The 22,327-nt window shown below is 74.0% G+C and carries 18 protein-coding genes; 10 read left to right on the top strand and 8 right to left on the bottom strand.

From position 1 onward, the window contains the following. Nucleotides 1–304 precede the first annotated feature (304 nt). Entirely contained in the window at nt 305–1,162 is an 858-nt protein-coding gene (locus GA0070562_RS25095; RefSeq protein ID WP_091426789.1) for a lysophospholipid acyltransferase family protein, read from the top strand. A gap of 16 nt (nt 1,163–1,178) precedes the next feature. On the opposite strand, the gene GA0070562_RS25090 is transcribed toward GA0070562_RS25095, so the two are convergent. From GA0070562_RS25090 to GA0070562_RS25080, 3 genes are all read right to left on the bottom strand, one after another. Beyond that, on the bottom strand, nt 1,179–2,057 hold the full coding sequence (locus GA0070562_RS25090) for an HAD family hydrolase (protein ID WP_091426677.1): 879 nt from the start codon (nt 2,055–2,057) through the stop codon (nt 1,179–1,181). 111 nt (nt 2,058–2,168) lie between these two features. Further along, complete coding sequence (locus tag GA0070562_RS25085; protein ID WP_091426674.1) at nt 2,169–3,026, bottom strand: DUF5667 domain-containing protein; 858 nt, start codon at nt 3,024–3,026, stop codon at nt 2,169–2,171. 291 nt (nt 3,027–3,317) lie between these two features. Next, nucleotides 3,318–4,289, bottom strand: coding sequence for an ECF subfamily RNA polymerase sigma factor, BldN family (locus GA0070562_RS25080; protein WP_091426671.1), 972 nt, complete (start codon nt 4,287–4,289; stop codon nt 3,318–3,320). A gap of 495 nt (nt 4,290–4,784) precedes the next feature. Here GA0070562_RS25080 and GA0070562_RS25075 point away from each other — a divergent pair, with 495 nt between their 5' ends. From GA0070562_RS25075 to GA0070562_RS25065, 3 genes are read left to right on the top strand one after another with little or no spacing between them, the layout of a single operon-like run. Next, nucleotides 4,785–6,461, top strand: coding sequence for an AMP-binding protein (locus tag GA0070562_RS25075; RefSeq protein WP_091426670.1), 1,677 nt, complete (start codon nt 4,785–4,787; stop codon nt 6,459–6,461). Further along, nucleotides 6,451–6,705 (top strand): glutaredoxin family protein, encoded by a 255-nt coding sequence (locus tag GA0070562_RS25070; RefSeq protein ID WP_013288752.1) that lies wholly within the window; start codon nt 6,451–6,453, stop codon nt 6,703–6,705. Before GA0070562_RS25075 ends, GA0070562_RS25070 begins: the two co-directional genes overlap by 11 nt. A 24-nt stretch (nt 6,706–6,729) precedes the next feature. Beyond that, on the top strand, nt 6,730–7,371 hold the full coding sequence (locus GA0070562_RS25065) for an HAD family hydrolase (protein ID WP_091426666.1): 642 nt from the start codon (nt 6,730–6,732) through the stop codon (nt 7,369–7,371). Nucleotides 7,372–7,380: 9 nt separating this feature from the next. Here the strand turns inward: GA0070562_RS25065 and GA0070562_RS25060 are convergent, their stop codons facing one another. Together GA0070562_RS25060 and GA0070562_RS25055 are read right to left on the bottom strand one after the other, a co-directional pair. Further along, nucleotides 7,381–8,037, bottom strand: a complete 657-nt coding sequence (locus GA0070562_RS25060; RefSeq protein WP_091426664.1) for a response regulator — start codon at nt 8,035–8,037, stop codon at nt 7,381–7,383. A gap of 102 nt (nt 8,038–8,139) precedes the next feature. After that, entirely contained in the window at nt 8,140–9,444 is a 1,305-nt protein-coding gene (locus GA0070562_RS25055; protein WP_091426662.1) for a sensor histidine kinase, read from the bottom strand. A 389-nt stretch (nt 9,445–9,833) separates the two neighbouring features. Here GA0070562_RS25055 and GA0070562_RS25050 point away from each other — a divergent pair, with 389 nt between their 5' ends. From GA0070562_RS25050 to GA0070562_RS25025, 6 genes are all read left to right on the top strand, one after another. Next, nucleotides 9,834–10,604: a redox-sensing transcriptional repressor Rex gene (locus GA0070562_RS25050; RefSeq protein WP_091426660.1), complete on the top strand. Its 771-nt coding sequence runs from the start codon at nt 9,834–9,836 to the stop codon at nt 10,602–10,604. Continuing rightward, a complete protein-coding gene (locus GA0070562_RS25045) occupies nt 10,601–11,974 on the top strand; it encodes a glutamyl-tRNA reductase (RefSeq protein WP_091426658.1) in 1,374 nt (457 codons plus the stop codon). Before GA0070562_RS25050 ends, GA0070562_RS25045 begins: the two co-directional genes overlap by 4 nt. Continuing rightward, a complete protein-coding gene (gene hemC / locus GA0070562_RS25040) occupies nt 11,971–12,957 on the top strand; it encodes a hydroxymethylbilane synthase (protein WP_091426655.1) in 987 nt (328 codons plus the stop codon). The genes GA0070562_RS25045 and hemC overlap by 4 nt, the downstream gene beginning before the upstream one ends. After that, on the top strand, nt 12,954–14,534 hold the full coding sequence (locus GA0070562_RS25035) for a bifunctional uroporphyrinogen-III C-methyltransferase/uroporphyrinogen-III synthase (RefSeq protein WP_091426652.1): 1,581 nt from the start codon (nt 12,954–12,956) through the stop codon (nt 14,532–14,534). The genes hemC and GA0070562_RS25035 overlap by 4 nt, the downstream gene beginning before the upstream one ends. 13 nt (nt 14,535–14,547) lie before the next feature. Beyond that, complete coding sequence (gene hemB, locus GA0070562_RS25030; protein ID WP_091426649.1) at nt 14,548–15,531, top strand: porphobilinogen synthase; 984 nt, start codon at nt 14,548–14,550, stop codon at nt 15,529–15,531. 448 nt (nt 15,532–15,979) lie between these two features. Continuing rightward, a complete protein-coding gene (locus GA0070562_RS25025) occupies nt 15,980–16,594 on the top strand; it encodes a helix-turn-helix transcriptional regulator (RefSeq protein WP_254663865.1) in 615 nt (204 codons plus the stop codon). Between the two features lie 32 nt (nt 16,595–16,626). Here the strand turns inward: GA0070562_RS25025 and GA0070562_RS25020 are convergent, their stop codons facing one another. The 3 genes from GA0070562_RS25020 to GA0070562_RS25010 all read right to left on the bottom strand — a co-directional run bounded on the left by GA0070562_RS25020 (nt 16,627) and on the right by GA0070562_RS25010 (nt 22,317). Then, nucleotides 16,627–19,905 carry a lamin tail domain-containing protein gene (locus tag GA0070562_RS25020; protein ID WP_091426645.1) on the bottom strand — a complete coding sequence of 1,093 codons (3,279 nt, stop codon included), beginning with the start codon at nt 19,903–19,905 and terminating at the stop codon, nt 16,627–16,629. Nucleotides 19,906–19,997: 92 nt separating this feature from the next. Beyond that, nucleotides 19,998–21,014: a GNAT family N-acetyltransferase gene (locus GA0070562_RS25015; protein WP_091426643.1), complete on the bottom strand. Its 1,017-nt coding sequence runs from the start codon at nt 21,012–21,014 to the stop codon at nt 19,998–20,000. A 67-nt stretch (nt 21,015–21,081) separates the two neighbouring features. Further along, nucleotides 21,082–22,317: a lytic transglycosylase domain-containing protein gene (locus GA0070562_RS25010; RefSeq protein WP_091426641.1), complete on the bottom strand. Its 1,236-nt coding sequence runs from the start codon at nt 22,315–22,317 to the stop codon at nt 21,082–21,084. Nucleotides 22,318–22,327: the final 10 nt, after the last annotated feature.

Raw genomic sequence — 22,327 nt, 5'->3', positions numbered from 1 at the left:
ACCGCTCGGTGTGCCGGATCCGGACGCGGAGCCGGCGCGGCGCAACGGGCACCGGCGGGTGACCGCGCCGGCGGCCCGCCCGGCCGCGCCTCCGGACGAGCCGGACACCTCCGCCGACGAGCCGGGTGTTCCGGGCCCGGCCACGCCCCACCAGCCGGCGAAGAAGACGGTGGCGAAGAAGACAGTCGCGAAGAAGGCCGTGGCGAAGAAGACGGTCGCCAAGAAGGCGGTCGCACAGCAGGCCACCGCGGACGAGGCACCGGCAGGGAAGGCACCGGCCGGTGACACGCCGCCGGGACCGTCGGTGGCCGACCGGCCGGGGGACCACTGGGACCGCAAGGTGGCACAGGGGCTGGCGTTCCTGCGGCGGCGGCTCGCCGGTGACTACGAGGTGGACGAGTTCGGATTCGACCCCGACCTGACCGACGCGGTGGTCCACCCGCTGGTCCGGCTGCTCTACCGGGACTGGTTCCGCACCGAGGTCAGCGGCATCGAACACGTGCCCGACGAGGGCGCCGGCCTGGTCGTCGGCAACCACTCCGGCACCGTGGCGATCGACGCGCTGATCCTCTCCACCGCGCTGCACGACCGGCACCCGGCGCACCGCTACCTGCGGCTGCTCGGGGCCGACCTGGTGTTCCGGATGCCCGTCGTCTCCGAGATAGCCCGCAAGACCGGCGGCACCGTGGCGTGCAACCCGGACGCGGAGCGGCTGCTCGGCAACGGGGAACTGGTGGGCGTGTTCCCGGAGGGCTTCAAGGGCGTCGGCAAGCTCTACGCCGACCGCTACAAGCTCCAGCGCTTCGGGCGGGGCGGGTTCGTCTCCGCCGCGCTGCGCACCGGTACGCCGATCGTGCCGGTGGCGATCGTCGGCGGCGAGGAGATCTACCCGATGCTCGCCGACATCAAGCCGCTGGCCCGGCTGCTCAAACTGCCGTACTTCCCGGTCACGCCGACGTTCCCCTGGCTGGGGCCGCTGGGCATGGTGCCGCTGCCGAGCAAGTGGCTGATCGAGTTCTGCCCGCCGATCCCGACCGCGCACCTGCGCGACGCGGCGGACGACCCGCTCGTGGTGTTCAACCTCGCCGACCAGGTGCGGGAGACGATCCAGCAGACGCTGCACAAGCTGCTCGAACGCCGGCCCGACCCGTTCGGCCCCTGAGCCGGGCCGCTCGGGTTCAGGCGTCGCGGTGGCGGCGCCGGTGCAGCGCCAGGCCGGCCGTGACCGCGCCGGCCAGCAGCCCGGCGGCCGCGGTGGAGGGCACGGCGATGCGTACGGCCCGCCGCCCGGTGCGGAAGTCGCGCACGTCCCAGCCCTGCTCGCGGGCCTGCCGCAGCAGCGCCGGGTCGGGGTTCACCGCCACCGCGCGGCCGACGGCGGAGAGCATCGGCAGGTCGTTCGCCGAGTCGCTGTAGGCGGCGCACCGGGCCAGGTCCAGCCCTTCCACGGCGGCGAGCTGGGTGACCGCCTCGGCCTTCGCCGGCCCGTGCATCAGGTCACCGACCAGCCGCCCGGTGTACGCGCCGTCGATCACCTCGGCCACCGTGCCGATCGCTCCGGTCAGGCCGAGCCGGGCCGCGATCACCCGACCGATCTCCACCGGGGCGGCGCTGACCAGCCAGACCCGCTCGCCCGCGTCGAGGTGACGCTGGGCCAGGCGACGCGTGCCGGCCCAGATGCGCGGCGCCATCAGCTCGTCGAAGATCTCGTCGGCGAGGCGTTCCATGTCGTCGACCCGCCAGCCCTCGACGAAGGCGAGCGCGGCCTCCTTGGCCTGCGACATGTCGCCCGCGTGCTCGGTGGCGAGCAGCCGGAACCGCGCCTGCTGCCAGGCGAACCGGGCCAGGTCCCCGGTGGTGAAGTATTTCCGGGCGGCCAGTCCGCGGGCGAACCAGTAGATCGACGCGCCCTGCATCATCGTGTTGTCCACGTCGAAGAACGCGGCAGCCGTGGGGTCGGGCGTGACCGTGGTCGCCGGCGCCGACGGGGTCTCCGACCAGCCGGCGGTGTGCCCGTGCGCGTCGGTGCTGACGGTCACCTTCCGGCTTCCGGCCACGGTGACCTCCCTGCCTCGACGACGCGTACGTGCTCCGCGTCGAGCGTATCCGGCACGTTGTGACGGCCGGGTGTCCGAAGGGAGAAGTGTGGCGCGGTCGGCGTCCGCCGCTCAGCGGTCGGCCGGGCAGGCGGCCGGAGCGGGCCCGAGCGTGTCGCTGGCCTGCGGCGCGGGCAGCCCGCAGGCGATCGACTCGCGGAGCGCGTCGGCGCGTTTGCCGGCCGCGTCGAGCAGCGCCAGTGAGCGGCGGGTGCGGTCCCGGTCGGCGTGGTCGGGCCGGTCGAGCAGGCCGCTGACCACCCGGCGCTGGCCGGCGAGGAAGGTGTCCACCGCGTCCAGCGCCGCCGGGTCGGAGCGCTGCGCGGCGACAGTGGTCAGCAGGCGTACGCCCTGGCGGGTGTCCGCGTCCATGTCGTCCAGGACGGCGCTGAAGCCGAGCCGGTCGTCGCGGACCGAGGCGGCCTCGTCGAGCCGGGTGCGGGCGAAGTCGAGGAAGAGCTGCCCACGGCTGATGTCCGAGCTGGCGAGCGCGAGCTGGGCGCGCTCGGTGGAGCGCTTCATGCCGTACAGGGCGTCACCGGGCAGCGCGTTCTCGCTGGCGGCGGAGATGCCGGAGAGGGCGACCGCACCGGCGGCCACGCCGACCAGGATCGCGCCCCGGGCCCGCGCCCGGCGGCCGGTGATGGCGGGCAGCAGCGCGCCGCGTACTCCGGAGCTGCCGGTCCTGGCGGGAGCGCCGACGCCCTCGCGTTCGGCGGTGGCCACGAGCATCGCCCGCAGGCCGGTGCGGAACTCGGCGTCCACCTCGACGTCGGGCCGCTCGGTGGTGAGCCGGCGGCTCACCTCGACGAGTGCGGTGAGTTCACCGTCCGCCTTGGACCGGACGTGGTGCCGGCGTCCGCCGTTGGCCTCGTCGAGGAGTTGCGCGAAGCGCTCGGCCCGCCGACGGGAGAAGAGGTCGCTGTCCACCGCGGCACCCCCTCTCGCTGGTCACGGCCGGGCGGCCGTCGTCGTCACCAGCGACCGGTGGCAGCGTGTGGCGCAGAGCCGACCGGAACGGCCGACCTGACCCGCCGGACCGGGTGGCCCGGGGGACGCCGGGACAACCACTGGTCGCACCCGGAGAAACGGACCGCGCCGGTCACCGGTTACGGCTGGGACGGCGGCGAAATCACCAAGAGTGATCGGCTCGCGTGGGGCGTCGGGCACGCGACAGCGCCCGGCGCCTGCGCCGGTGGAGAGGACGGGTGTGTCTGCCGCTCAGGAGTGGAAGCCGTCGGGCAGCAGCCGGGCCAGCGCCCGGACCGCCCGGTACTGCAGAGCCTTGATGGCGCCCTCGTTCTTGCCCATGGCGCGGGCCGTCTCGGCCACCGAGAAGCCCTGGAGGAACCGCAGCACGATGCACTCCTGCTGCTCCGGGTTGAGCTGCTTGACGGCGGTCAGCAGGGCGACGTTCGTGATGTGCTCCACCACTGCCGCCTCCGGGCTGCCCTCCGGCCCGCGGTCCTCCCGGTCGGCGTCCAGGACGTCACCGGTGGTGACCTCCAGGCGGTAGCGCCCGGACTTGAAGTGGTCGGCGACCAGGTTGCGGGCGATGGTGACCAGCCAGGCGCCGAGGTCGCGCCCCTGCCAGGTGAAGCTGCCGATCCGCTTGAGCGCCCGCAGGAACGTGTCGGAGGTGAGGTCCTCGGCGAGCTGACGGTTGCCGACCCGGAAGTAGACGAACCGGAAGACGGTGTCGACGTACCGGTCGTAGATCAGCCCGAACGCCTCGGACTCGCCTGCCTGCGCGCGCTCGACCAGCGTCCACACCTCGGTGGCCGGGTCGGACGGGTCGGGGCGGCTGGGGAAGCCGGTGGCGGGCGCGGCGGCCGGCACGGCGGGCAGGACGGCGGTGTCGCCGGTGGTCACCGCCGGCAGCACAGCGGTCTCGGCGGCCGACGGCTCGGCCCCGGTCGCCGCGTCGCCGCGCCGTGCCTGGGCCGGCATGGTCGGGCGGGTCGGGCTGCCCAGACGGCCGGTCGCGGGCTTCGCGTTGCCGCCCGGGGTCGCGGGGCGGGGCGGCGCCTCGTTCGTGTGGTGCGCGCGGCTGCGTACCCGCCGCCCGTCGCCGCGTACCGCGAGCTGTCCGTCGGCGCCTCGCGGGCCGGGGTCCGCGCGCTCGTTGAGCGGGCTGCGCTGTGTCGGGCCGGTGACGCCGGCCGGTCGTTCGGCGTAACCGAAGGTGGTCACCGCGCCTCCCCAGGCTGAGCGGACAGTGACCGCGCCGGAGGACCGGGTGTCACCCGGTCGGGCACGGCCGGGTCGGGACGTGCCGACGGGCGGCAGATCCCCTTGAGGTGCTGGTCCAATGCGCTCACGGGCACGGGGGCCTCCTCGGGCTGAGGGGTGTCGACTCACGGCAAATGGGGTGAGCCGACCCGAGTGATGATAGGGCCAACGTCACCCACGCGTGGCAAGTCCGTTACACAGAGCGGAAGTATTTCCCGCCAGGTCGCACACATGGCGGACCGGTTGTCCGTCGTGTGTGGTTGACTTTCGCGCCGCAACCTGGTCCGGAGTGGAAAGTCCTGGTCGGAGCCGATTTTCTTTTCGCTCGGCGTGTCGCGGGAGGGGTGCGGCCGGATCGCTTCCGGCTGCCCGCCCCGGCATCGGTGGAGATCCTCATCCCGTGGCCAGGAATCCCACCGTACGGCAATTGCAGTCCCGTGCGGCGGACCCCACGCGGTGTTCGGGCATGGTCCGGCGGACGCGGCTGTGCCAGACTCAGCCACCGTGCAGGACGCCGCCGAAAGCTCCGCGCCGAACCTCGCCGACCGGCTCCGCCACGCCGCCGCGCAGCGGGGCGACCGGGCCGCGCTGCACTGGCGCGACCGGACGCTGACCTGGTCCGAGCTGGACGACGCGGTCACCGCCACCGCCCGCGCGCTACTGGCCGACACGCCGCCGGCGCACGGCACCGGCCATCCGCCCCGGGTGGCGATCGCGTTCGGCAACACGCCGGACTTCGTGGTCACGTACCTCGCCGCGCTCCGGGCCGGCCTGGTGGCCGTACCCGTCAACCCTGCGCTGACCGCGCGCGAGCTGCGGCACGTGCTCGCCGACTCCGGCGCCGCCGTGCTGGTCGGCGCGCCCGAGGTGACCGGGCGGGTGGACCGCGCCGAACTGCCCGCGCTGCGTGCCGTGCACACCGCGCCGCCGGTCGCCGGCGACGACACGCCGTCCCGGTTCCCGGCCCGCTCCGGCGACGACCTGGCCGTCCTGCTCTACACCTCCGGCACCGAGGGCCGGCCCAAGGGCGCGATGCTGCCGCACCGCGCGCTCGCCGCCAACCACGACCAGGTCGACCGCATCGAACCGCCGGTGGTCGGCCCCGACGACGTCGTGCTGCTCGCCCTTCCGCTGTTCCACGCGTACGGGCTGAACTCCGCGCTCGGCGCCGTCGTGCGGCACGGCGCGACAGGCGTGCTCGTCGACGAGCCCGGCCCTGCCGGTGCGCTGGACGAGATCGCCCGGCACCGCGTCACGGTGCTCGTCGGCGTACCGTCGATGTTCCTGACCTGGTCCGACGCGGAGCGTGACCCGGCCGCGGCGCTCGCCTCGGTGCGCGTCGCGGTGTGCGGCGCGGCGCCGCTGCCGCTCGCGGCCGGCGCGCGCTTCACCGAGCTGACCGGGCACCCGGTGCACGTCGGCTACGGGCTCACCGAGACCGCGCCGGTGCTGACCTCGACGCTCGTCGGCGGCGAGCCGAAACCGGGCTCGATCGGCCGCCCGCTGCCCGGCGTCGGGCTGCGCCTCACCGGCTCCGACGGCACCGAGCTGTGGCGCGACGGGATCCCTGCCGACGCACCCGACGAGGACGAGATGGACCTCTCCGACGAGCCGGCGGGCACCGACCCCGGGCAGATCGTGGTACACGGACCGAACCTGTTCGCCGGTTACTGGCCGGACGGGCGGGGCGGACCGGACCCGGACGGCTGGTGGGCCACCGGTGACGTGGCGTACGCCGACGGCGACGGCGACCTCTTCCTGGTCGACCGGCTCGGCGAGCTGATCCTGGTCAACGGCTTCAACGTCTACCCGCACGAGGTGGAGCTGGTGCTCCAGGCGCACCCCGGGGTGGCCGAGTCGGCCGTCCTGGGCGTGCCGCACCCGCGGACCGGCGAGACTGTGCGGGCGTACGTGGTCCGGGCGGCCGGCCCGCCGGTGACGGCGGAGGATCTGCTCGCCCACTGCGCGCGTAACCTGGCCCGGTTCAAGTGCCCGACCGCCGTCGAGTTCGTCGACAGCCTGCCGTACTCGGCGATCGGGAAGGTACGCAAGACCGAGCTGCGCCCGGCGCCCGCGGTGCCGTCGCCGGCGTCGCCGACCGAGATCCGCACGGAGGTATCCGATGTCCAGTGACCCGAGGCTCATCCTGATCACCCGGCCCGGCTGCCACCTGTGCGACGACGCGAAGGCCGCGCTCGACCGGGTGGTGGCGGTCACCGGCGACCGCTGGGTGGAACGGGACGTGACCGGCGACCTGGAGATGGAGCGCGACTACGGCGACCGGCTGCCGGTGGTGCTGCTCGACGGCAAGGAGCACGGCTACTGGCGGGTCGAGGAGGACCGGCTGCTGCGCGATCTGACCACGCCGCAGCTCTAGCACTATGGTGCTCGGGTGACGGGTATGCGACGCCACCTCGTGTGGGACTGGAACGGAACACTCCTCGACGACCTCGACCTGGTGGTCCAGGCCACGAACGTCGCCTTCGCCAGCGCCGGCGGACCGGCGGTCACCGCGGCCGAGCACCGGGTACGGTTCCGGCGGCCGATCGCCGACTACTACGCCGAGATGCTCGGCCGGGCCGTCGACGCCGACGCGTTCGGCGTGCTCGACCGGGTCTTCCACGACGCGTACCGGGCCGGACTGACCACGTGCGCCCTGGCCGCCGACGCCACCGCCGCGATCGAGTCCTGGGAGGGCAGCCAGTCGCTGCTGTCCATGTGGTTCCACGACGAGCTGGTGCCGACCGTGCACACGTACGGGCTGACCCCGCACTTCCGGCGGGTGGACGGGCTGCGCGCCGCAGTCGGCGGCGGGCGCAAGGCCGAGTGGCTGGAGAAGCACCTGGCCGAGCTGGGGCTGGGCGGGCACGAGGTGGTGCTGATCGGCGACTCGATCGACGACGCCGACGCGGCCGCCTCGGTCGGCGCCCGCTGTGTCCTCTACACCGGGGGCCTGTCCGACCCGGACCGGCTGCGCGGCAGCGGCCACCCGGCCGCCGACACGCTCACCGAGGCGGTGACACTGGCCCGCACGCTCACCTGACCCGCCTGGTCAGGCGCGCAGGTGGGCCAGGACGGCCAGGACGCGGCGGTGGTGAGTGGTCGCGTCCGGGGGCAGGTCGAGCTTGGTGAAGATGTTGCGGACGTGCTTCTCGACCGCGCCGTCGCTGACCACGAGCGTCCGGGCGATGGCGGTGTTCGAGCGGCCCTCGGCCATCAGCGCCAGCACCTCGCGCTCGCGCGGCGTCAGCGACCCCAGCGGATCGTCGCGGCGCCGCCGGACCAGCAACTGGCTGATCACCTCCGGGTCGAGCACGGTGCCGCCGGCCGCCACCCGGGCCAGTCCGTCCAGGAACTCGTCGATCGCGGCGACCCGGTCCTTGAGCAGGTAGCCGATCCCGCCGCCGGCCCCGCCCGCGGTGTCGAGCAGGTCGTCGGCGTACGACACCTCGACGTACTGGGACAGCACCAGGATCGGCGTACCAGGAACCCGGCGGCGGGCCTCCACCGCGGCGCGCAGTCCCTCGTCGGTGTGTGACGGCGGCATCCGCACGTCCACCACCGAGACGTCGGGCCGGTGCGCCACCACCGCCTCGACCAGCGCGTCACCGTCACCGACGGCCGCCACCACCTCGTGCCCGTACTCGGTCAGCAGCCGGACCAGCCCCTCCCGGAGCAGTACGGCGTCGTCCGCGATCACCACCCGCATGGCTCCGGTGTCTATCACGCCCGGACCCCGTGCCGGCCCGGCGGCCCGGACACCGGGCGCGCCGCGCCACCGCGCGTCGGCCCGGAGTCCGGGCGAACCGGGTCACCTCGGCAGTTCGGCGTGGATCCGGGTCGGCCCGCCGGCCGGGCTGCCCACCTCCAGGGTGCCGCCCGCCGCCCGGACCCGGTCGGCGATGCCGCTGAGTCCGTGCCCCTTCGCCAGGTGGGCGCCTCCGGCCCCGTCGTCGGTGACGGTGATCTCCAGCCGGCCCACCTTCCGGGTGACCTCCACCCGGCAGGCGGTCGCCCGGCTGTGCTTCGAGACGTTCGTCAGGGCCTCGGCCACCACGAAGTACGCGGTGCTCTCCAGCCCCGGGTCGAGCCGTCCGGCGGCGGTGCCCAGGTCGTCGTCCACGGTCAGCTCGGTGGGTACCAGGGCGCGGGCCGCGAGCGCGGCGAGCGCGCTGGGCAGGCCCCGGTCGACCAGGATCGGCGGCGCGATGCCCCGGGACAGGGCACGCAGCTCGTCCAGCGTCTCCCGGGTCTGCGCGACCGCCTCGTCGAGCGTCTGCCGGGCCGCCTCCGGGTCGGCGGCGAGCTGGTGGCGGGCCCGGCCGAGGTCCATGGCGAGCCGGACCAGCCGCTGCTGCGGGCCGTCGTGGATGTCGCGCTCCAGCCGGCGCAGCGCGACCGCCTCGGCCGAGGCGGCGGCCCGCTTCTGCTCCTCCAGCGTGACGATCCGCTGCCGCATCTCGGCCACGCCGGTGAGCAGCGAGTACGCCAGCCCGGCCTGGAGCCGGGCGCAGCCGCGCGCCACCAGCGGGAGGGTGAACAGGGCGAACAGCCCGATCGCGGTGTTCAGCGTGATCCGCGCGCCGGCGCCGTCGCCCATCCCGAGGAGCTGGCTCAGGTCCTGGTCGTCCGCGCCACGCGGGATGGCCCAGTCGTAGGTGATGTAGAGCGTGCCGCCCAGGGCCAGCACCCACCAGACCACCAGCAGCACGAACGTGGGCACCGCCACGAGCAGCCGGACGAAGGCGTGCAGCAGGTCGAGCCACGACTGCGCGTCCCGGATCGGGGTGAACACCCGGCGCCAGAACCCGGCGCCCGGCTCCGGCCTGCGGTAGACCGGGCGTACCCGGGGCCGGTCCAGCACCCCGGCGAGCCGGAGCCGCTCGATGTCGGCCAGCCCGCGGGCCGCGTAGAGGAAGCCGGCGAGGATCGGCAGGCCGAGCGTGGTCACCAGCAGCCCGGCGCTGAGTGAGATCCCCACCACTGCCAGCACGAAGCTGACGAGCGCCAGCGGGAAGCCCACGAGCACGTAGGTGGTGTCGCGAGCGAGGCGGCGCAGGAGGCCCTGGACGGGAGACAGCGGAGTGGGCGCGCTGGCGAGTGGTGCGGCGGTCATGGTTCGAGGCTATGGGCGCCCGCCCCGCCCACCCATCCCGCACGCTGGCCTTTCGGGGGTGGGGTTCTCCCTACTGAAAACGTGAGACTCGCCTCGCCACGCCGGTCACGGAGCGCTACGGCCCCCGCGCGATTGGTCAGGGAAGTCTGGATTGAGCAATAATCGCCACGCGCCGTCGAGAGACGCGGTTGATCGATCTTGCGGGAATGGAGGGGCAGGTGAAGGCGCGTCGCGAGCTTTCAAGATCGCGATTTGTGCACCCCTTCACAAACACCTACTCTGTAGTTCCGACGCGCCCTGCTAGCACAGCCGGCAATCTCGGTCGCCAGCGGGAGTCCCCAAACGACCGGCCCCCGTCGCTGGTCGAGGATCGCACCGCACGGAGTCTCATGAGCCAGCACCGTCAACCAGGCGCGCCCGGTCGCACCGGTGCCGTACCGGCGCTTCCGGACCTGCCCGAGGCGACCGTGTCGCGGCTCCCGGAATACCTGCGTGCGCTGCACGTGCTCGCCGACGCCGGGCACGAGACGGTGTCCAGCGAGGGCCTCGCCAACGCCGCCGGCGTCAACTCCGCGAAGCTTCGCAAGGACCTGTCCCACCTCGGCTCGTACGGCACCCGGGGCGTCGGCTACGACGTCGCGCTGCTGGTCGACCAGATCTCCTCGGTGCTCGGGCTCACCCAGTGCCGGACCGTCGCGCTCGTCGGCGTGGGTAATCTCGGTCACGCCCTGGCCGGCTACGACGGCTTCGCCAACCGCGGGTTCCGCATCGCCGCGCTGCTCGACGCCGACCGGTCCCGCGTCGGCGAAGAGATCAACGGCCTGGTCGTACGGCACGTCGACGAGCTGCCCCAGATCGTCGCCGAGGAGTCGATCTCGATCGGCGTCATCGCCACCCCCGCCCCGGCCGCCCAGGCGGTCGCCGACCAGTTGGTCGCCGTCGGCGTGACGAGCATCCTCAACTTCGCGCCGTGCGTACTCTCGGTTCCGGACGGGGTCGACGTGCGCAAGGTCGACCTCGCCATCGAGCTGCAGATCCTGTCCTTCCACGAGCACCGCAAGGCATCGCTGACCGCGCTCCCCGCCACCGGCGGGTCCGCCCTCACCGCCCTGCCCGGCGGACTCGCGGCAACCGACACCCAGGAGGCGATCGGCACGTGAAACTGCTCGTCGTCGGCGCGTCCTACCGCACCGCCCCGGTCGCCACCCTGGAACAGCTGGCCGTCCCGCCCGCCGACCTCACCCGCACGCTGGACCGCCTGATCGCCCAGCCGTACGTCGCCGAGGCCGTCCTGGTCTCCACCTGCAACCGGGTGGAGGTCTACGCCGCCGTGTCCGGGTTCCACGGCGGACTCGGTGACATCTGCGCGGTCCTGGCCGACCAGGCCGGCTGCCAGCCGGCGGCGCTCGCCCCGCACCTCTACGTGCACTACGACGCCGCCGCCGTGGACCACGTCTTCCGGGTGGCCGCCGGGCTCGACTCGATGGTGGTGGGCGAGGCGCAGATCCTCGGCCAGCTCCGCGACGCGTACCACTCCGCCGGTGGCGCCGACTCCGCCGGGCGGCTGCTGCACGAGCTGATGCAGCAGGCGCTTCGGGTCGGCAAGCGCGCGCACGCCGAGACCAACATCGACCGGGCCGGGCAGAGCGTCGTCACCGCCGCCCTCGACCTCGCCGCCGAACTGCTCGACGGCGACCTGGCCGGCCGGCCGGCGATGGTTGTCGGCGCGGGCGCGATGGGCTCGCTGGGCGTGGCCACGCTGTCCCGGCTGGGCGCCGGCCCGCTCACCGTGACCAACCGGGGCGCCGCCCGTGCCGTCCGGCTCGCCGAGTCGTACGGCGCGTCCGCCGTGCCGATGGCCGAGCTGATCACCGCGCTCGCCGCTGTCGACGTCGTGGTCGCCGCCACCGCCGCCACCGAGCCGGTGCTCACCCGCGACGTGGTGACCCGGGCGCTGGCCCGCCGGGATGCCGACCGCGGCCCGCTGGTCCTGCTCGACCTGGCCGTCCCGCGCGACGTCGAGCCCGGCGTCGCCGAGCTGCCCGGCGTCGAGGTGATCGACATCGACCGGATGGCCGCCGTCCTCGCCGACGGATCGGCCGCGGCCGACGCCGCCGAGGTGGCCCGGATCGTGACCGGCGAGGTCGAGGCGTTCCTGAGCTGGCTGCGCGGCGCCGACGTCGCGCCGACGGTGGCCGCGCTGCGCGGCCGGGCAGAGGACGTCGTCAGCGCCGAGCTGCGCCGCCTCGGCCAGCGCCGGCCCGACCTCAGCGACGACCAGCGCGCCGAGGTCGCCCGCACCGTGCACCGGGTCGTGCAGCGGCTGCTGCACCAGCCGACCGTACGGGTCCGCCAGCTCGCCGCCGAGCCCGGCGGCGACCAGTACGCGGCGCTGCTGCGCGAACTGTTCGACCTCGACGTCCCGCAGACGTCCCCGGTCGACACCGTTCCCGACGTGGTCGCCACCGACTCCGACGGCCGGTCGTCGTTCGACGCCGCCGACGTCCCGCCCACCGGAGGTGCGCGATGACCGCCCCCCTTCGCCTCGGTACCCGGGGCAGCGCCCTGGCGATGGCCCAGTCCGGCCACGTCGCCGAGGCCCTCACCGCGGCCACCGGCCGACCGGTCGAGCTGGTCGAGGTGGTGACCGCCGGCGACAGGTCCACCGCCCCGGTGCAGCGGCTCGGCGTCGGTGTGTTCGTCTCCGCGCTGCGCGACGCGCTGACCGCCGGCGAGATCGACTTCGCCGTCCACTCGTACAAGGACCTGCCCACCGCAGCGGCGCCCGGCCTGCACGTCGCGGCCGTACCGCCGCGGCAGGACCCGCGCGACGCGCTCGTGGCCACGAACGGCCGTACGCTCGCCGAGCTGCCGCCCGGCGCCCGCGTCGGCACCGGCGCGCTGCGCCGGATCGCCCAGTTGCACGCGCTGGGCATGCAGTTGGAGGTCGCCCCGATCCGGGGCAACATCGACACCCGGGTGGCCCGGGTGCTCGGCCCGGACGCCGACCTCGACGCCGTCGTGCTGGCCCGCGCCGGGCTCAACCGGATCGGCCGCGCCGACGTCATCACCGAGACGCTCGACCCGATGCTCATGCTGCCCGCGCCCGCTCAGGGTGCGCTGGCCGTCGAGTGCCGGGCCGACGACCAGGACGTGATCGAGCTGCTCGCGCTGCTCGACCACGAACCGTCCCGTGCCGCGATCACCGCGGAGCGGGCGCTGCTGGCCACCCTGGAGGCAGGGTGCAGCGCACCCGTGGCCGCGTACGCCGTCCTCGCGGAAGGCGAGCCCACCGACGAGGGCGACGTCAATCAGGAGATCTACCTGCGCGGTGCGGTGATCAGCCCGGACGGTTCGCGTGACCTCCGGCTGTCCCGCACCGGAACGCCCGCCGACGCGGCGGAGATCGGCAAGGCACTCGCCGCCGAACTCCTCGAACTCGGCGCCGACTCGATCCTCGGCCAGGACGCACAGGCCGGCCCGGGGACCCAGCAACTTGGGAGCACAGAATGACCCGCACCCGTAAGCCCGTAGGCCAGATCGCATTCGTCGGGGCCGGTCCCGGCGACCCGGGCCTGCTGACCCGCCGGGCGCTGGACGCCCTGGTCGACGCCGACCAGGTGGTCTACGACCGGGGCGTACCCGAGTCGCTCCTGGCGCACGTCCGCGCCCAGGCCCGGCCCGACGCCGAGTTCAGCCCCGCCGAGGGCGTACCGGGGGACGTGGCGAAGGTGCTGATCTCCGCGGCCCGGGCCGGGCAGAACGCCGTGCACCTGGTCGCCGGTGACCCGTTCGGCCACGACTCGGTGGTCAAGGAGGTGCAGGCGGTCGCGCGTACCGCCGCGCACTTCGAGGTGGTGCCGGGCGTCGGCCAGGCCGAGGGCGTCGCCACCTACGCGGGTGTCCCGCTGCCGGGCGTACGCACCGCCGCCGACGTCGAGGACGTCACCGCGCTGGACTTCGAGGCGCTCGCCACGGCCGTCGGCCGGGGCTCGCTGGCGCTCGCCGTGGACGCCGGTGACCTGGCCGCCGTCCGGGACGGCCTGCTGGCCGCCGGGGTCGACGGCACCACAGCGGTCGGGGTGACCGGCGACGGCACCGGCGAGACGCAGTACACCACCACGTCGAGCGTGGACTCCTTCGTCGCGGCGGCGCTCGGCTTCACCGGCCGGGTGGTGCTCACCGTCGGCGCGGCCGTCACCGACCGCGACAAGCTGAGCTGGTGGGAGAACCGCCCGCTGTACGGCTGGAAGGTGCTGGTGCCCCGCACCAAGGAGCAGGCCGGCGTGATGAGCGCGCGGCTGCGCGCGTACGGGGCGATCCCGTGCGAGGTGCCGACCATCGCGGTCGAGCCGCCGCGCACTCCGGCGCAGATGGAGCGGGCGGTCAAGGGGCTGGTCGACGGCCGGTACGCCTGGGTCATCTTCACCTCGGTGAACGCGGTCCGGGCGGTCTGGGAGAAGTTCGCCGAGCACGGCCTCGACGCCCGCCACTTCGGCGGCGTGAAGATCGCCTGCATCGGTGACGCCACCGCCGAGGCGGTCCGCGCCTTCGGCATCCAGCCCGAGCTGATCCCCTCCGGGGAGCAGTCCTCCGAGGGCCTGCTGGCCGAGTTCTCGCCGCACGACGAGATCCTCGACCCGGTCGGCCGGGTGCTGCTGCCGCGCGCCGACATCGCCACCGAGACCCTGGCCGCCGGCCTGACCGAGCGGGGCTGGGAGGTCGACGACGTGACCGCGTACCGGACCGTCCGGGCGGCGCCGCCGCCCGCCGAGATCCGCGACGCGATCAAGTCGGGCGGGTTCGACGCGGTGCTGTTCACCTCGTCGTCCACGGTACGGAACCTCGTGGGTATCGCCGGGAAGCCGCACGCGCGGACCGTTGTTGCAGTGATCGGGCCCAAGACGGCGGAGACCGCCACCGAGTTCGGCCTGCGCGTCGACGTGCAGCCGCCGCACGCGTCGGTGCCGGACCTGGTGGAGGCGCTCGCCGCCTACGCCGTCGAGCTGCGGGAGAAGCTCGCCGCCATGCCGGCGAAGCAGCGCCGGGGCTCCAAGGTGCAGGGCCCGACCGCCCTGCGGTTCCGCTGACAGGAGGCCCCTCATGCCGTACCCCGAGATCCGGCCCCGCCGGCTGCGCCGCAACGCGGCCGTGCGGCGGCTGGTCTCCGAGACCCGCGTCGACCCGGCCGAGCTGGTCGTGCCGATGTTCGTCAAGGAGGGGCTGACCGAGCCGCGGGCCATCGCGTCGCTCCCGGGGGTGCTCCAGCACTCCCGGGACTCGCTGCGCAAGGCCGCCGCGGAGGCGGTCCAGGCCGGGGTCGGCGGGATCATGCTGTTCGGGGTGCCGGCGACGCGGGACGAGACCGGCTCAGGTGGCGTCGACCCGGCCGGCGTGCTCAACACGGCCATCCGGGACGTGATCGCCGAGGTCGGCGACTCGACTGTGGTGATGAGCGACCTGTGCCTGGACGAGTTCACCTCGCACGGGCACTGCGGCCTGCTCACCCCGGACGGCGGGGTCGACAACGACGCCACGCTCGCCGCGTACGCCGACATGGCGGTGGCCCAGGCCGCCGCCGGGGTCCACGTGGTCGGGCCGTCCGGGATGATGGACGGCCAGGTCGGCGTGGTCCGCAAGGCGCTGGACGCCGCCGGGCACCAGGACGTCTCGGTGCTCGCGTACGCGGTGAAGTACGCCTCCGCCTTCTACGGCCCGTTCCGCGACGCGGTGGAGTCGGCGCTGGAGGGGGACCGGCGCACCTACCAGCAGGACCCGGCGAACCTGCGCGAGTCGCTGCGCGAGGTCGAGCTGGACGTGGCCGAGGGCGCCGACATGGTCATGGTCAAGCCGGCGCTGCCCTACCTCGACGTGGTGTCGGCGGTGCGGGCCGCGGTGAACGTCCCGGTCGCCGCCTATCAGGTCTCCGGCGAGTACGCGATGGTCGAGGCCGCCGCCGCGAACGGCTGGATCGACCGGGAGCGCGTGATGCTGGAGACGCTCACCTCGATCCGCCGGGCCGGCGCACAGATCATCCTCACCTACTGGGCCGTCGAGGCCGCCCAGCTGCTGCGCGAGCGCTACTGACCATCGTTGGCCGGCGCCGTTCGGCTGCCGGCACGACTGCGGCGGGCTCGCCCCGGCTCGCATAGCCGACAGCGCGTTGTCCACAGCCACGTCGGTCACTCTGCGCAACCTTTCGAGGTGCGGCGTACTTCACCTCCCGCCGACTTTGCTCTGCAGCCACGGGCGCAACTATCACGGAACGTGCACGCTGCCTCGATGGCTGCAGAGCAAAGTCCGCCGAGGTAGTACTCACCGTCGCGACGATCCAGGGCTTTGTGTCTGTTTAATTCGCCTTTGTCCACCGCGTTGGGCTGCTGTCGTCAGCGAGGCGCTTAACGCTGTGTGAACGTTACTCTCTGCGTGTGTGCCGGCGGCTGCACCCGCGGAGGGTGGACGCCGCATCCCGGGTTTTCCACAGGCCGTGGCGCGGGGTTGCCGGGCCGGTGCGGGAGACGGGACCGTGGGCGGCGTGACAGACATCGCCGACACCGTGCCGGAGGCCACTCCCGCTACCGCCACCACCACTGGCGCCGCACCCGGGGCCACCGCCGCGACGGCGGCAGACGGCGGGCCGGCGTTGCTCACCGAGCCGTTCGACGTGCCGTTCCCGGCACCGGGGATCGTCCGGGCGGTGCGTCGCAGGGCCGACGCCAGCCAGCGTGAGCTGGCCCGGTTCGCCCGGGTGCATCCGAGCACGATCGGGCGGATCGAGGCGGGCAGCCTGACGCCGAGCCTGACCATGCTGTCGCGCATCGTCGGCACGGCCGGCTTCCGGCTCGTGGTCGTCGACGAGGCCGGCCGGCTGCTCAAGCCGATGCGGGACCGGGCCGACCTGCGGGACGGCGCGGAGCGGCGGTACCCGTCCCACCTCGACATCATCACCGACCCGGAGCCGGGGGAGTGGTGGGCCGACCGGTACGGGTTGGCCCGCCCGCCGGAAACCTTCTACCGCAATCGGGAGGTCCGGGACTGGCTGCGCCACCGCAGCCAGTGGGAGGTGCGGGTGGCCAAGTACCGGAGCGTGCCGCCCCCACCCGATCCACAGCGGTGCGGATACCGCGGCGGCCCGCCGATCCGCCCATGAGCGAATCGACGGGCCGCCGCGCGGAACGCCGCTCAGTCGTCGTTCAGGATCGTCCCGATACCGGCCGGGTCGGCGAGCCGCAGGCCCGGAACCCCTGCTACGTACAGCGTGAGCTTCTCGTCCGCCTCGCGCTTGCGGTCACCGCGCACGGTGACCGGGAACGTCAGCGAGGTCCGGCCCGCGGCCAGCACCCGGCAGCCGACGTACGGGTCGTAGTCCGACCCGGCCTGAGCTGTGGTGCCGTACGTGGTCGCGCAGATCAGGGCCGGCTCGGAGAGCGGGCGGGACACGGTGACCGTGAACGTCATGGCGCTGGTGCCCTTGTCGCCCTCGGTGACCGAGGTGTCCGCGACCCGCAGCGAGGCGCGCGAGCGGAACCGGGCCACCTGCGGATCGTGGTCACTGGCGCCCCGGTCGCCCAGCTCCGGCGCGTCGGTCGGGTAGTCGGCGTTGATGTGCGCCGTCCGCACCTGCACCAGGTCGTCGTGCATCGGGTCGTTGACGAAGAGGTTGTCCAGCGTCTGCGCCTGCCCGCTGAAGGTGTACGAGTACGCCGACGCCGACGCGGGCGCGTCCGCCACCAGGTCGTCCCAGAGGTTGTGCAGCCCGGCCTCGTACAGCGGGGCGAGCTGGTCCGACGGGGTCGGGTTCTGGGCGGTGGCGATCGGGTCGTCCGGGCGGGGGAAGACGTTCAGGTCGCCGCCGTAGACCACGCGGGCGTTCGGGTCGCTCGCCTCGACCGCCTGGACGATCGCCGCACCGTACGCGGCCTGCTCGCGGCGCTGCCCGACCCGGCTGTCCGGTCCGGACGAGAAGTGGTTGGCGACCGCCCAGAGCGTGAACCGCTCGCTCGACCCGGGACCGGCCTTCACCGTGAACCGGGCCACCTGCGCCGCGCGGGTGTAGACGTTGCTGCCGTCCACCCCGGTCGACCGGTCCACGTCGGCCGGCAGCACCGCGTTGAACGCCTTGGGGTTCTGCACGTCGGTGTTGGAGGGCAGCGCCGCCGAGCGGTACTGGACGGTCGGGGCGGAGCCCAGCAGCGGGTCCGCGGCGGTGGCCTCCGCGAGCGTGAGCCGGTCGGTCCGGTAGAGGAACGCCGAGGCGATGCCCCGGGCGTCCGCGCCGGTCCGGTCGTACGCGGCGGCGTATGCCGGGCCGCCGTTCGCCGCGATGGCGAGCGCCAGCTCCTGCACGGTGTCCGGCGCGCCGTCGGCGTTGTTGGTGTCGCCGCAGGCCAGAGCGCCGTCTACCACGGAGCAGATGTCCTGGTCCTCGGCCTCCTGCACCAGGATCAGATCCGGGCTGTGCAGCGACTGGACGATCTGCCGGGCCTGCACGGCCAGCTTGGCGGCGTACGCCTCGGGACTCGCCGGCACGTAGTCGAACGGCGGGCTGACACCGGGGCACCCGGTGTTGCCGGCGAAGTCGCAGCCGTCGAACGGGTCGTCCCGGTAGTCGTACAGGTTCTCCACGTTGTACGTGGCGATCGCGACCTCGCTGCCGCGGTCGGCCGGCTGCGGCGGGTGGTTCGCGGCCGGGTCGGCGCCGCCGGTCAGGGTGAGCTGCTCGGGCTGCACGCTGTACTTGCTGAACGCGTACGAGACGGAGCCGTAGGCGTCCTCGGTGAGCGTGTCGAACGTGCGCGCCTCGGGCAGCAGCGCCCGCGAGTCACCGGCGGTCGCCTTCACGCCGCCGGCACCCAGCAGGATGCGCTGGTTGTTGCCGTTGTCGAACAGCGTGCCGGGGATGTCGTCGAGCGGGTGCGCGTCCCGGAACACCCGCCGGGCGTACGGGTCGGACCGCTTCATCACCGGGTCCGCGCGGTCCAGCACGTAGATCTCGGAGTCGGCGGTGGAGGAGTAGATGTGCCGGGGCGCCGAGACGCCGCTGCCGGCGCGTACCCGCATCCGCTCGCCCTCGTGCCGCTCCCAGAACAGGTCGGCGGCGGCCGCCTCGGCCGGCGGGACCGCGTCGTCGACCCGGACCGCGGTGTCCACGTCGAGGCCGGAGTCCAGCTTGCGGACCAGCGAGGCGCCGGAGAGCTGGGTCTGGTTGAAGTACTCGGAGACCCGGCCGCGCAGCACGACCTCGTCACCGACGGTCGGGGCGTACCCGCCGATCAGCGTGGTGAACGAGCCCATGAAGACGAACAGGCCGTCGGAGGTCAGCGGGTCGCCGTCCTCGCTGCCGAGCCGGCTCTGGAGGTAGAAGCCCCACTGGTCGGCCCCGGCCGAGCTGCGGGTCAGCGACATGCCGGTGATGACGCCGCGCACGTCGTACAGCGTGGAGCTGGTGCCGTTGCCGCTGGCCGGCGCGAGCGGCGACCGGTCGGTGCGGCCGTCCTCGTCGTCAGCGGTGCGGCCCTGTACCTCGCCGATCGACAGCACGCTGGTGGCCTGCACGGTGAGCGTGCAGGTGGCGGTGCCGCCCTCGGCGTCGGTGGAGGTCACGGTGACCGCGTAGCTGCCGGCCGGCAGGCCGGTGGCGGTGACCGTCGCGGTGGCCGTGCCACCGTTCCCGGTCGCCGGGGTGAACGCGGTACGGCTGATCGAGCCGCTCGCCGGCACCGGCACGACCGAGGTGACCGCCAGGTCGGTGACCGTGTCGTCGGCGTCGGTCGCGGTGACCTCGCGGGTCGCCGTGGCGCCCGCCGAGAGCGTCAGCGCCCCGCCGCAGGCCACTGTGGGCGGCTGGTCGACCGGCCCGCCTCCGCCGACGGTGTGGCTGCCCAGCCCGTCGAACGTGTCGGTGGCGAAGCCGGCCCACTGCGCGGCCGGGTCGAACGCGTCCGCCGGGTCGGTGTCGCCCGCGGTCACCGAGGGCAGCCGGCGCAGCGTGTTGTCCGCCGTGCTGGTGAGCCCGCTGCCCCACTCGCTGCCCGGGTCGACGCCGACCTGGCCCAGGGAGTCGACCACCGCGTCGCCCTTGCGCAGCACGATCGCGTCGTCGCCGTTGAACAGCGAGCCGGAGTACGTCTGGTCGGCCTGGGCGAGGATCGCCGGCGCGGCCGCCGCGGCGGCGAAGACGAAAACGTCACCGGCCGCTACGGTGCCGGTCAGGGTGACGTTCGTCGAGGTGGTGGCGCCGTTGAAGAAGAGCTGGAGCTGGTAGCCGCCGGCGGCCAGGTCGATCGGGGCGCCGGTGCCGTTGTACAGCTCGACGGCCTTGTTGTTGGACGACCCCTCGACGTACTCCGAGATGAACAGGTCGGTGGGCGCGGCGCTGGCCGCGGTGGGTGCGACAGCGATCGCCGTGAGGGTGACGGCGGCGGTGGTCGCGAGCGCGGCGAGGGTGCGGCGCGGGCGCATGGGGCCTCCACGATGGGTGGACAGGAACTAACGAACGTTAAGGCTCTCGTGGGTGCACCGTCCAGCCCCTTCGATGGCCGGCCGGTGAACGCTCAGCGGTGACTGTCCAGCCGGTGCACCAGCTCGGCGACGTCCACACCGTATTCGCACCAGTCGCGGTCGGGGCGGTAGCCCAGCTCGGCGTTGACCTTCAGCATCGACTCGTTGTCCTGCGCGTTCCAGGTCTGCACCTCGGCCACCTCGGGCTCGGCCGAGCGCAGCTCCAGCAGCATCCGCGCCTTGATGGCCCGGTCGATGCCGTAGCCGCGGTGCTCGTGGACGACGATCGTGTCGTACTGGTCGGCCCGGGTCGGGTGCTGCGCCGGCACCACCACCTCGGTCAACCCGGCCACCTCGCCGGTCTGCTCGTGCAGCGCCAGCACGATGTACGGCTTCATGCCGCGCCGGTGCAGCGTGGCGAGGCTGTCGCGCAGCCGTTCCGGGTCGTAGGAGCTGGGCCGCAGCTCCACGTCGTCGGAGTCGCGCACCTCGGCCTTGGCCCGCGCGTACGCCTCGATGAGCTCGTCCGGCGGGCCACCCGGCCAGAACTCCACGCGGTAGCCCGCGCCGACCTCGGCGGCCATCTCGGTGAGCGCCGGCCAGTCCACCGACCGCAGGTCGAGCACGCTGCGGGTCTCCACGTAGTCGCGGGTGAAGCCCAGCGACTCGTAGAACGCCACGGCCGGGGTGTCGCCGACCACCTCCACGCCGATCGACTGGAAGCCCTCGTCCCAGACCCGGCGGGCGGCCACCCGCACCAGCTCGCGGCCGATGCCGCTGCGCCGGATCGCCGGGTGCACCAGCACCTCGAGCACGCCGATCCCGCCGAGCAGCAGCACGTGCACATGCCCGAGGATCGCACCGGGCGTGCCGTCCGGGGCGACGTCGTCCTGCGCGACCCACGAGATTCGCCGCTCGCCGGGCATCACCTCGGACAGATACTCCCGCATGGAGCTCTCCCGCCATGGCGGATCCTGCGGCAGATCGGCCGCCAGGACCGCGTTCAGCGTGTCCAGCAGGGACGCGATCTCGGCGGACGACGCGGTCCTGGGATCCCACTCGCGCACCATCACCCGTCTAGCTTGCCGTCAACGGCAGCCGGGGGGAAGGGTTCAGTCCGCGAATGTACGCGAGCCGTCACCTCACGTTGCGGCTGAGCCTGCCGTACTCGTCGGCCTTGTCGAACACGGCCTGGGCGTACCGACGCACATCGTTGTAGGAGAGGATGGCGCCCCACCAGTCGCCCGGGATGGTCATGTTCCGGCCGCCCTTGCACAGGTAGAGCCCGGCGGCCAGCGCCGCGTCGTCGATGTCGTGCGGGTTCTTCACGCCGTCGCCGTCGGCGTCCGCGCCGATCTCCTGCCAGGTGGTCGGGATGAACTGCATCGGGCCGAGCGCCCGGTCGTGGACCCGGTCGTCGTCGAGCGCTCCCTGGTCGGTGTCGAGGATGCGGGACCGGCCGCCCTGCCCGTCGAGCGGCTGGCCCTTGATCTCCGGCAGGGCCCGGCCGTCGGCTTGCAGCGTGGCGCCGTTGGCCGCGCCGTGGCGCGACTCGACGTACCCGATCGCGGCCAGCGTGGTCCAGCTCAGCTGGCAGGCGCGGTTGGTCTGGGCGAGCACCAGTTCGGCGTAGGCGTACGCCTGGAGCGCCACCACGGGGACGCCGGTGATCGCGCTTACCCGCTGCGCCCAGCCGGCGAGCGAGTCCGCCGGACGTCCGGCGGGCAGCACCGGGGTGGTGGTCGCGCCGGGCAGGGGTGTGCCGGTCGGTGCGGCGGTGCCGGGCATCCCGGTCAGCTCCGGCAACGGGGGCGTGGCGGGCGCCGCGGCGGTCTGCGGGACGCTCTGCGACGGCGTGGCCTCGGCGACCGTCTCCGGCCGGCCGACCGCCGCCGGCACGACCACCGCACCGGCCGTGGCGGCGGCGGCGACCAGGGCGAGCAGGAACAGCGCGGGCAGCGTGGTGCGCCCGCCGGGCTGCCGGGACCAGGCACGGGTGGCCCGGGCCGCGCCGACGGCGAGCTGTCTCGGGCGCGTGCGGACGGCGTGCGCGAACGGCATCCGCCGACGCCGCCCGCCGCCGGCCGCCACCTCGGCCTTCGCCTCCGCTCCGGAGTCAGTCTGCTGGGGCCCGCTCGCCCCGGACTCACCGTCCGGCTTCGCGCCTGGCTCGGGCTGCGGCTTCGCGCCGGACTCGGCGTCCGCCGCACCCGCGTCGCGGGCCGGGTCGGCGGGCGGCTTCGGGGGGAGGGCGTCGCGCTCGCGGCGTTGGCGCGGGATGGGCGGGGTGCCGTCGTCGGGCGGCGCGGCGGGTCGCAGGGGCCGCGCAGTCGATCGCCGTTCGCCGTCCACCACCCGTCGAGTATCACCCATCCGGGTGACG

The organism is Micromonospora tulbaghiae, from assembly GCF_900091605.1.
Taxonomy (GTDB): Bacteria; Actinomycetota; Actinomycetes; order Mycobacteriales; family Micromonosporaceae; genus Micromonospora; species Micromonospora tulbaghiae.
The sequence above is the reverse complement of the archived record's forward strand: the minus strand, read 5'-3'. Positions and strand labels throughout refer to the sequence as shown.

Coding starts and splice junctions, on each gene's coding strand:
- GA0070562_RS25020 (WP_091426645.1), bottom strand. CDS start 19,905: ATGCGCCCGCGCCGCACCCTCGCCGCGCTCGCGACCACCGCCGCCGTC.
- GA0070562_RS25070 (WP_013288752.1), top strand. CDS start 6,451: ATGTCCAGTGACCCGAGGCTCATCCTGATCACCCGGCCCGGCTGCCAC.
- hemB (WP_091426649.1), top strand. CDS start 14,548: ATGCCGTACCCCGAGATCCGGCCCCGCCGGCTGCGCCGCAACGCGGCC.
- GA0070562_RS25065 (WP_091426666.1), top strand. CDS start 6,730: ATGCGACGCCACCTCGTGTGGGACTGGAACGGAACACTCCTCGACGAC.
- GA0070562_RS25015 (WP_091426643.1), bottom strand. CDS start 21,014: ATGGTGCGCGAGTGGGATCCCAGGACCGCGTCGTCCGCCGAGATCGCG.
- GA0070562_RS25010 (WP_091426641.1), bottom strand. CDS start 22,317: ATGGGTGATACTCGACGGGTGGTGGACGGCGAACGGCGATCGACTGCG.
- GA0070562_RS25055 (WP_091426662.1), bottom strand. CDS start 9,444: ATGACCGCCGCACCACTCGCCAGCGCGCCCACTCCGCTGTCTCCCGTC.
- GA0070562_RS25035 (WP_091426652.1), top strand. CDS start 12,954: ATGACCCGCACCCGTAAGCCCGTAGGCCAGATCGCATTCGTCGGGGCC.
- hemC (WP_091426655.1), top strand. CDS start 11,971: ATGACCGCCCCCCTTCGCCTCGGTACCCGGGGCAGCGCCCTGGCGATG.
- GA0070562_RS25060 (WP_091426664.1), bottom strand. CDS start 8,037: ATGCGGGTGGTGATCGCGGACGACGCCGTACTGCTCCGGGAGGGGCTG.
- GA0070562_RS25050 (WP_091426660.1), top strand. CDS start 9,834: ATGAGCCAGCACCGTCAACCAGGCGCGCCCGGTCGCACCGGTGCCGTA.